Annotated in this window: 10 protein-coding genes; 9 read left to right on the forward strand and 1 reads right to left on the reverse strand. The window is 69.9% G+C overall.

The genetic code is table 11. From position 1 onward, the window contains the following. The 8 genes from AC08OV_RS20980 to AC08OV_RS21015 all read left to right on the forward strand — a co-directional run. Positions 1-331, forward strand: a 331-nt coding sequence (locus tag AC08OV_RS20980; RefSeq protein WP_476620166.1) for a hypothetical protein, incomplete at its 5' end; no start/stop codon positions are given. A 650-nt stretch (positions 332-981) separates the two neighbouring features. Then, a complete protein-coding gene (locus AC08OV_RS20985) occupies positions 982-1,515 on the forward strand; it encodes an NUDIX hydrolase (protein ID WP_476620167.1) in 534 nt (177 codons plus the stop codon). Between the two features lie 221 nt (positions 1,516-1,736). After that, entirely contained in the window at positions 1,737-2,636 is a 900-nt protein-coding gene (locus AC08OV_RS20990) for a hypothetical protein (RefSeq protein WP_476620168.1), read from the forward strand. A gap of 295 nt (positions 2,637-2,931) precedes the next feature. Further along, positions 2,932-3,162, forward strand: coding sequence for a CbtB domain-containing protein (locus AC08OV_RS20995; RefSeq protein WP_462188974.1), 231 nt, complete (start codon positions 2,932-2,934; stop codon positions 3,160-3,162). Between the two features lie 44 nt (positions 3,163-3,206). Then, on the forward strand, positions 3,207-4,010 hold the full coding sequence (locus AC08OV_RS21000) for a CbtA family protein (RefSeq protein WP_476615247.1): 804 nt from the start codon (positions 3,207-3,209) through the stop codon (positions 4,008-4,010). Then, positions 3,991-4,695, forward strand: a complete 705-nt coding sequence (locus AC08OV_RS21005) for a histidine phosphatase family protein (RefSeq protein WP_476620169.1) — start codon at positions 3,991-3,993, stop codon at positions 4,693-4,695. The genes AC08OV_RS21000 and AC08OV_RS21005 overlap by 20 nt, the downstream gene beginning before the upstream one ends. 222 nt (positions 4,696-4,917) lie before the next feature. Further along, complete coding sequence (locus AC08OV_RS21010; RefSeq protein WP_023842045.1) at positions 4,918-5,043, forward strand: hypothetical protein; 126 nt, start codon at positions 4,918-4,920, stop codon at positions 5,041-5,043. Next, positions 5,040-6,107 carry a methyltransferase domain-containing protein gene (locus tag AC08OV_RS21015; protein WP_476615249.1) on the forward strand — a complete coding sequence of 356 codons (1,068 nt, stop codon included), beginning with the start codon at positions 5,040-5,042 and terminating at the stop codon, positions 6,105-6,107. The genes AC08OV_RS21010 and AC08OV_RS21015 overlap by 4 nt, the downstream gene beginning before the upstream one ends. 230 nt (positions 6,108-6,337) lie before the next feature. On the opposite strand, the gene AC08OV_RS21020 is transcribed toward AC08OV_RS21015, so the two are convergent. Next, on the reverse strand, positions 6,338-9,001 hold the full coding sequence (locus tag AC08OV_RS21020) for a SulP family inorganic anion transporter (RefSeq protein ID WP_476615250.1): 2,664 nt from the start codon (positions 8,999-9,001) through the stop codon (positions 6,338-6,340). A 475-nt stretch (positions 9,002-9,476) separates the two neighbouring features. Here AC08OV_RS21020 and AC08OV_RS21025 point away from each other — a divergent pair. Then, on the forward strand, positions 9,477-9,729 hold a 253-nt coding region (locus AC08OV_RS21025), incomplete at its 3' end, for an NAD(P)-binding protein (RefSeq protein WP_476620170.1).

The following is a 9,729-nucleotide window of genomic DNA, read 5'->3' on the forward strand; positions in this document are numbered from 1 at the left end:
CAACAAGCCACCCCCGCCCGCGTTCCCCAGCCTCGAACCCCTCCTCGGCCCCGACAGCCCACTCGTGGACGCCGCCAGCCGGGCCGGATTCGACACCGGTCCCCGACCCGGTACCTTCCAGTCCTGCACCGCCCGCAACCGACTCGACTACATCCTGCTCTCCCCCGACCTCGCCGACCGGATGACCGGCGGGCAGATCGTCCGCACCGGCCTGTGGGGCGACCCCGACAACAAACACCCATCCGCCCAGTGGGCGATCCACCCCAAGATCACCCGAGCCGGACAGGCTGCCTCCGATCATGCCGCCCTTTACGTCGACCTCGATATCTAAAACACCGCGGTATCTAGAACACCCAGGCAACGCTCTGTTGTGCCGCTGAGCGGACGCCTGCCCCGCCGCCCGATCTGACCCGCCCCCGAACCATCCGGACAATCACGCAAGGACCACCTGGGGGCGACGAGGAATGATCTGGATCATCTGTACTGAAGGTTGCGGAACAAGCCTCCTCGTAGGCGCCCTACCAGGCAAAGAAGGCCGAAGGCCAGGTCCGCCTGACCGCGCGGCGGCCAAATTGTGGGAAGCAAGGCACGGTCCAAGTACCGCAGACCGCGCTCAGGTCCCCACAACTCACCGGCCGACGGCCGTCCGACGGATTGTGGCCACTGGGTGAGACGGTCGTCGGAGGTGTCGGCCTCGAGGAGGCGGTTCGTGGGACGGCCGCCGTGGCGAACCCGGTCCGGAATCCCCGACGTCCTCGATCCGAGGAACATGTTCGGCGACAAGGGTTACCTTGGCACCGGAACTGCCACACCGTAATGGTAAAGGTGCAAGTCGAAGGTGGTTTGCGTGGCTGGCTTCGGGGTGATTTTGCAGCGGTCCGCCGGTACTGCATCATCGCAGGCCAGAGCCTTGATCGACAAGGCCCCCGATCGTCGGCCTGGGGACGTCGACCTGAGGACAAGAAGAGCACGAGGAGGACCATGCGGCACGAGCACCGGACCCCGGTCGACGTTCTTGCGCTACTGGTACGGGACGGCCGCCTGCTCCTGACGAAACGCGCGGGAGGCATCTACGGAAGCGGCTGCTGGGCGCTGCCCAGCGGACGGATCGAGCCCGCCGAGGACGTCGTGACCGCGATGATCCGGGAGCTCGACGAGGAGCTCGGTATCGGGGTCGAACCCGAGGATGTCGCTTTCGCGGGTGTCACGCATGCCCTTCCGCCGGACAGCGACGCTCGTATCGGTTTCGGCTTCCTGGTGTCGCGGTGGAGCGGCGAGCCCACCAATCGGGAGCCGGCCACCTGCTCCGCCCTCGCCTGGCACCCACCGGACGATCTGCCGGCCGACACGCTGGCGTACAGCAGGGAGATCATCCGTCTGCATCTGCGGGCGGAGCCGTTCTCCCGGTTCGGCTGGCCGCCGAGCCGGGGAGCGGGCGCACGATCGCGGCAGGCTTTCTCAGCTATCCGGTCCCGCGACCGGTCCACGGGTCCCCCGCCAGACCGAGCTGGCTGATCCAGGTCTGGTAACAGCCGCGGTCGGCGAGCCGGGTCCAGTCGCCGCCCCGCGGCCCCACCACCCCATGGCCATACGGACCCATGGCCGTACGGACACCGCACCCGCAGAATGCGCATGGCAGCGGCGTGGATGCAACATGCAACACAACCTTCACGGTTGTCGACCGATAGCGATGAAGATGCTACTTTCAGTTCTCACCTTGGGTGAGAGGGGAGAGGGTGACGATCATCGCCATCACGCCGCATCGAACGCCCGTACGTACCACCGTCGCGATGATCAGCATCCTCGTTCTCACCACCGTCCTGATCGGCACCGGCCTGGCCGGATCCGCCGTGGCCGGCACCTGCCCGACGGCCGAGTCCAGTGACGTAGGGAAGACGGGGAAGATCGAGAAAACCGAAAAAATCGAGAAAAACTGTCCCGATGGGGACGATGCGCCGCCGTTCGGCTTTCTCGATCTCGTCGACGCCTCCCCCACCGGCATCCGTGTCGCCGGCTGGGCCATCGACCCGGGGGACCTCACCCGCCCCCTGGCCGTAACGATCATTCTGGACGACGTCGCCACCGCCACCGTCATCGCCGACCGCTCCCGTCCCGACGTCGCCCGGGCCCACCCGGGCGCCGGCCCCGACCACGGCTTCGACACCACCGTGGCCGCCGCACCCGGCACCCACACCGTCTGCACCGCCGCGGTGGACATCGGCCCGCTCGGCTCCTTCCACCGGCAGAGCCTCGGCTGCACCACCGCGACCGTGGACGCGCCCGCCGTCGACCACACGCCCCTCGGCTACCTCGACCTCGCGACGCCCAACCCGTGGATCACCGCCGGCTGGAGCAGCGTCCGCGTCGCCGGCTGGGCCTACGACCCCGACGCCCCCGCCGACCCCCTCACCGTCACGGTCACTCTCGACGGTGCCACCGCCGCCACCGCCACCGCGGACACCTCCCGACCGGACGTCGCCCGCTTCTACCCCGACGCCGGCTCCAACCACGGCTTCGAGACCACCGTCATCACCAGCGCCGTCCCGCACACGGTGTGCGCCTACGCCACGAACGCCGGGCCCGACGGCCCCATCCGGCATCAGCTCGGCTGTGCCACCGTCTCCTGGCTCCCCTGACCGCTGCTGGTCCCCCTGACCGCATACACGGCACACTGACCGCACGCACAGCACACCAGCATGCCCCACGGGGACCGCACCCGGACCCGTCCAGTCATCCTGGCAGCCCATAAAACTTGACAGGGTTACATGGCGCTGTTTATCTCTGCATATTCGTGTGATGGAAGCCGGTGTGATTCCGGCATGGTCGCGCCACTGTGACCGGCCCGTCCGTCCTGGACGGTCTCGGAAGTCAGACCCATTACCCGAACCCGTCCTACCCGTGGAACGCGTGATTCCAGTGGAGGTTCTCCTCATGGCGCACCCCGCCGTCTCCCCCGCACCGCTCGCCCAGCCGGCACTGCCGACCCTGCCGACCATCCCGCTGCGTGAGCTGGTGCCCTTCCTGCTCTTCGGCGGGCTGCTGGCGCTGCTCGGGCTGTACTTCGTCGGCGCCGAGCAGGGCGCGCTGTCAATCTTCGGCGGGAACTACGTCCACGAGTTCGTGCACGACGCCCGCCACCTGCTCGGCTTCCCCTGCCACTGACGCCACTGACGCCTCCTCCCGCTCTGTTCCAGCAAGGAGACGCTGTGGCACGAACACTGTTGATCCGTGGCATGCTCGTCGGTCTGGTCGCCGGCGTGCTCGCCTTCATCGTCGCGAAAACCCTCGGCGAGAGCCAGATCGGTCACGCGATCACCTTCGAGTCGGCGGGCGAGAGCTCCACTCATGCGCACGAGGCGGTGGGTCTCGCCGCTCACGCGCACGCGCACGAGGAGTCCGAGCCGGTGTCCCGGACCGTGCAGTCGACGCTCGGTCTGTTCACCGGTCTGCTGCTCTTCTCCGTCGCCATCGGCGGCATGTTCGCCCTGGCGTATGCGTGCGTGCAGGGCCGCCTAGGCGCCCTCGGACCCCGGGGGACGGCCGCCCTGGTCGCCCTCGCCGGGTTCACCGCGGTCTACCTCCTGCCCGATCTGAAGTACCCGGCGAATCCCCCCGCGATCGGCAATCCCGACACGATCGGCCGGCGGACCGTCCTGTACTTCCTCATGATCCTGATCTCGGTGATCGTCGTGGTCGGGACGGGTGTGGCCGCGCGGCGGCTCACCGGTCGGCTCGGCGGCTGGAACGCGACGATCGCCGCCGTCGTCGGCGGGCTGGTGGTCCTGGGCGTCGTCTACGCCGTCCTGCCCCGCGTGCACGAGACGCCGGAGGGCTTCCCCGCCGACGTGCTGTGGCGGTTCCGGATCGCCTCGCTCGCCATCCAGGCGACCGTCTGGGCCGCCATCGGCCTGCTGTTCGGCGCGTTGACCGAACGCGCGTTCCGACGTGCCGCGGCCCCCACCAGCGCGATCGGTGCGATCGGTGCGATCGGTGCGGCTGGCCCTGGTTAGTTGCGCGCCGACCGCGGCCCTGCGGGCCGCCCGGTTCCCTGTCGACGAACCTCTCGACGCCGACGGGCTGCGCCGAGCCGTCGGCGCCGCCGAGGCGGTCGCGGCCGGCGCGCTTCCCGCGACGGGACGGGTGCTCTGCGATGGATCCGCGCGGGCCTGTCAGACCGCCGCCGCCCTGGGCCTCGGTGCCCGCAAGGGGGATGTCACCATCCCCCGGGCCCCGGGCCCACCCGTCGTCCCCGAGGTGGATCCGGCCCTGCGCGACCTGGACGTCGGGACGTGGCGGGGGCGCAGCCTGGACGAGATTCCCCCGGACGAACTGCGCCGGTGGCACAGCGATCCGGCGGTGGCCCCGCCGGGCGGCGAATCCCTACTGAGCTTGCTCAGCCGCGTCGAGAACTGGCTGGCCCGGCGAAGCACCGAACTGGGCCACATCATCGCGGTGACCCATCCGGCGGTCATCCGGGGCGTGCTCGTGGCCGCCCTGCGCTGCCCGGTCGAGATGTTCTGGCGGATCGACGTCGCCCCGTTGACGGCGACCCTCCTGCACCGTCGGATCGGCGCGGGCGGTCATGACGGCACGACCGGCACTCAGCCGAAAACGGAGGGTGCCGCGACCGGAACCAGGACCGCGACCAGGACCGGAACCGACTGGACCTTGACGCACGTCTGCCGCCCGCTCTAGCGAGATCCACCAGATCCGGCGTCCGCCGGCGTCGGCGTCAGGGTGTCGTGGCCAGCACGCCCGGATGCCGACAAATTTTTTAAATATTAAGAATTGTCAAGTTAGATCAGTTTCCCGGCCCGGCCGCGAGGCTGCCGCGGCCCCTTGACGCGCGGCACCGTCCGGATGGAATCATGGCCGTGGGCCCGAACCCCCAGATGGCCCCAGGTGAGAGGCGGTCGGGTGGGTAAGCACGCGAAACCGGTAGCCTGCCCGACCTGCAACGGCAGCGGGAAGATCACCGTGACCAGCGACGGCAAGAACGAGACCGTCTCCTGCGGCGTGTGCAAGGGCTCAGGGAAGGCGTGAGCGTCCGCCGGGTAAACCGCGAGGACTTCATCCCGGATGAAATCTGGGTCCGGGACGAGGACGGGTTCTTCTTGGTCCCGCTCCGGCGCCAGGATGATCCACAGCGGTGGTCGAAGCTGTGCCGCGGCGACGACGGGATCACGACGCAGGTCGACGACGGGACGGGCAGGTACGACGGTAGGGGCGTCATACCGACCAGTTCCAGCAGCGCGCCGTGGGTCATGGCCCGGATGCTTGACCTCCTCGATGTGCGGGACGGGATGAACGTCCTCGAGATCGGTACCGGGACCGGCTATAACGCGGCGCTGCTCGCCGAGCGGACCCCGACCGGCCAGATCACCACCATCGAGATCGATCCGGGAATCGCGGGGCATGCCCGCGCGGCCCTCGCCAGAATCGGCCGTCCGGTGACGGTGGTCGTCGGGGACGGCGCGGCGGGGTTTCCCGGTCGGGCTCCCTACGACCGGATCATCGCCACAGCGTCGGTGGTTACCGTTCCCTACCCCTGGATCATGCAGACCCGGCCGGGCGGGCGGATCGTGCTGCCGTTCACGAGCGAGTTCGGTGGGGCGCTGCTGTCATTGACCGTTGCGGACGGCACCGCCTCGGGCCATTTTCATGATGAGGCGGGTTTCATGCGGCTGCGCGGCCAGCGGGCCGACAAACCCGTCTGGTGGCTCGGCGAGGACGACGCCGATGTCAGAACAACCTGCCGGTATCTGGATGAGCCCTTCGGGGACGCCGCGGCCGGATTCGCGGTCGGCCTGTGGCTGCCCGGCTGCACCACCGGGCAGATCGAGGAAGGCGGCCCAGCGAAAACACTTCTGCTGTCCCACGCGGCGTCACAGTCGTGGGCGTCACTGACCGCCGGGTCGGACGGGCAGTCGGACGGGCACGAGGTCACCCAGTATGGGCCACGACGGTTGTGGGACGAACTCGAAATGGCCTACGACTGGTGGGTGAACGCAGGGCGGCCGTCTTGCACCCGCTTCGGGCTCACCGTCACCCCCGACGGTCAGACATCCTGGCTGGACTACCCGGAGCGGGTCATCCCGGCCTCCTGACCCCCGCGGACGAACCGCGCGACGGCGAACCGGCGCGACGGCGAATTACCGAGGATTGGTAACGGTCTCCGGCCTTGAGACCGCGCCCAACCCTCGGCAACTCTCTGTCATCCAACGATCGACGTCATCCAACGATCGACGTCGCCGACCATCGGTGCATCTCCGGGGTCAGCACCTCGGATCCCTGATCCCGGGCCCCGGGCGATCGGCGGCCCTTCACCGCTGCGGCATTACCGCGGCAGGCTGAGCCACCGGGCCCGCCGGCCGGCGGGCGGCGGTTGCTCGTCGGCAGGACCCGCGCCGACCGCGACCATGGGTGCGGGCACCCGCACCGGTACGTCCCACCGGCGACGCGGGCCGGTCCCGATGACCGCCGTCGGCAACGCGTCCATCGGGTCGACGAACCGGCCGGTCGACTCCTCAAGCACCCAAATGCGCGCGTCGGCGATGTCGAAGTACAGGCCGACGAGTTCTAGCGTGCCGCGTGCCAGGGCACGGCGCACGGCCGGATGCGCGCGCAGGTTCTCCAGCTGCTGCGCCACGTTGGCGCGGCCCAGCCTTTCCACCGGGAGCAGATCCTCCGTGCCGGCAGGGGGCGTCCGCTCAAGCGAGGCGGCGGCGTGCGACAGCCAGCCCGCCAGGGCCGAGTCGGGTGCGCCGTCAAGCGCGCCGGACAGCAACGCCTGCATGGCGCCACAGCTGGAATGGCCGCACACCACGAGCGAGGGCACCCGCAGGACGTCGACGGCGTAGTCCAGCGCGGCGGTCACCGACAGGTCGCCACCGCGTCGCAAGGGCGCGTCCGGGTCGGAGCCGGCGGGGTCGTCCACCGGGACGATGTTCCCGACATTACGAATCGTGAACAGGTCACCGGGACCGCTACTGGTGATGATGTTGGGAACAATGCGGGAGTCGGCGCAGGTGAGGAACAGGGCGCCGGGCTGCTGTCCCCCGGCGAGCTCGTCGAAGGTGCCCCGCAGGAGCGGGGCGGCCCGCCGGTGGAACTCGTTCACCCCGAGCAGCATTGTGCTGACGTGCTGGACCGTCAGGTCGGGGGAGGCCTGTGCCGGCACCGACACCGCCGGGGCCGACGCCGCCGGGTCCGGGTCCGGGTCCGGGTGGATCGCCGGCGGAACGACGCCGCCGGGCTGGGAATCCGAGGACCGCGACCCCGATGAATGGGAATCCGACGGTGGGGAATCCGACGACCGCGACCCCGACGAATGGGAACCCGACGGTGACGACGCGAGTTCCAGTTCCTGCCACTGCGACCAGGGCGCGAACCAGCGCGGGAGGTGCGGGACGACGGTGCGGCGCCGCTGCTCCGCGACCTCGGCCGGCCGGCGGAACCAGACCTGGCCGATCTCGTCGACGCTCACCGTTCCGCCGGACGCCTCGTGGTTCGCACACCAGCCACGCAGATGCTCATAGGCGGCGTGGTCAAGGTAGTCGACGATGAGTTCGATCGAGACAGGGGCACCGACGGGGATACGGCCCAGGATCCGCGCGAGGCGGGGCAGGGACAGGAAGCTCAGTGTCCCCTCGACTTCTACCTGCCAGAGCTCGCCGGTGCGGACCAGCCGGACACTCGACCACAGCACCCGGCGCAGGACCAGGGCGAGCGCGGTGAGCAGACCCAGGGCGACACCCTGCAGGAGGTCGAGGGCGACGACACCGACGATTGTCACCAGGTAGACGGGCAGCTCCCCGTGCCGGCGGACGTGGCGCAGATGCGCGACGTTGACCAGCCGCACACCGACGACGACGAGCAGGCCGGCGAGGGCGGACAGCGGGATCCACTCCACGGCACGGCCCAGGAATACGGCGAACAGCAGCACCCAGATGCCGTGCAGGACGGCAGACTTCCGGGTACGCCCACCGGAAGCGACGTTGGTGGAGCTGCGCACGATCACCCCGGTGATCGGCAGCCCGCCGACCAGGCCCGAGACGAGGTTCGCCGAGCCCTGCCCGAGCAGCTCGCGGTCGAGGTCGACGCGCGGCCCCCGCCAGCCTCGGGTGGTGGCAAGCTGGTCCACCGCGACGGCCGAGAGCAGGGACTCGACGCTGGCGACGATGGCCACGGTGACGATGCCCAGCGCGATGCCGGACCAGTCTCCGCGCGGGAGGCCCGGCAGGGCGACCGCGTCGAACAGGGACGAGGGCAGGTTGACCCTGGGCAGGTCGAAGCCCGCGACGGCGGCGAGCAGGGTGCCCGTCACGACCGCCGCGAGATAGGCGGGGATGGCTCGGATGGCGTTCGGCAGCCTCTTCGGCAAGCGGGGCCAGAGCAGGATCGTGGCGATGGTGACGAAGCCGACGAGGGTCGCGGAAACGTGCGGATCGACGATCGCCTCGGGCACTGCCGCGACGTTGTCCCAGGCGTGGCTCTCGGCCTGTCCGCCCAGCACCACGTGGAACTGGCCGAGGACGATCGTCAGCCCGATGCCGCCGAGCATCCCGTGGACGATGGCCGGCGAGACGGCCAGAGAGGCGCGGGCGACCCGGCAGAGCCCGAACAGGATCTGCAGGATCCCGGCCCCCACGGTGATCAGGCAGGTGACGCGCCACCCGTAGGTGTGGACGAGGTCGGCGACGATGACGGTCAGCCCGGCGGCCGGCCCGCTCACCTGCAACGGCGCACCGCCGAGGGCGCCGGCGACGACGCCACCGATCACCGCGGCGAGGAGACCCGCGGCGACCGGCGCCCCCGAGGCGACGGCGATGCCCAACGACAGGGGCAACGCCACGACGAACACGACCAGGGAGGCCTGGAGATCGGGGCGCAGGGGGCTGTGGTCACCCTGGGCCCGGCGCACGTGCTTGGCGGTGGACCCGGGCATGGGCGGCGAATGGCTGTGCCGGGACGGTGACGGCGGGGAAACCGAAGCGGTCATGGCATCCTCCTTGAGTTCGATGCGGCAGGACGGGTGTCTCGTCGGAGATCGACCCCGAGGTATCACCGTTGGGGACGGTTTGCCGGCGCCCGTCGGACACCGCGGTCCGACCACATCCGACGTCCATCCTGGACCCGCGGAAACAGAAAGTGACTGATGATGCACAGATCTCAACGCACGAGTCCACAGCTGAGTTTCCCTCTGTGACAGACGCCCCATTTATGAGTGACACTGGACACCTTCTGTGGCATCTGCTCCCAGGCTCGGAGCAGCGGCGCGACGGCGGCCCTGGAGCACGGCCGGACGGGCGGGTATCACGTTCGGGCGGGTATCACGTTCGGGCGGGTATCACGTTCGGGCTCGATGCCCGGCAGCGGCACGATCGTGCGTGGCCGGCTGCCGCCGGGTGGGGTGCCCATCGACGGTCCGGATGGGCGAGGTTCTCCGGATGGAACCCGAATGGAAGAGGTGCACGGTGAGCACGGACAGCTCCGACGCGATGATCGTCGGGGCCGGTCCAAACGGGCTGACCGCCGCCCTGACGCTGGCCGAGGCCGGCTGGCGGGTGCTCGTCCGGGAGGCCGCGGGCACTCCCGGTGGTGGGCTGCGCACAGAAGAGCTGACGCTGTCCGGCTTCCGGCACGACGTGTGCGCAACCGTCCTGCCGCTCGCGCTCGCCTCCCCCGCGCTGCGCGCCTTCGGCACAGGCCCGACGTCCTCCGCAGACC

It is taken from the genome of Frankia sp. CeTa3Moorea (genome assembly GCF_978021225.1).

Coding starts and splice junctions, on each gene's coding strand:
- AC08OV_RS20985 (WP_476620167.1), top strand. CDS start 982: ATGCGGCACGAGCACCGGACCCCGGTCGACGTTCTTGCGCTACTGGTA.
- AC08OV_RS20995 (WP_462188974.1), top strand. CDS start 2,932: ATGGCGCACCCCGCCGTCTCCCCCGCACCGCTCGCCCAGCCGGCACTG.
- AC08OV_RS21020 (WP_476615250.1), bottom strand. CDS start 9,001: ATGACCGCTTCGGTTTCCCCGCCGTCACCGTCCCGGCACAGCCATTCG.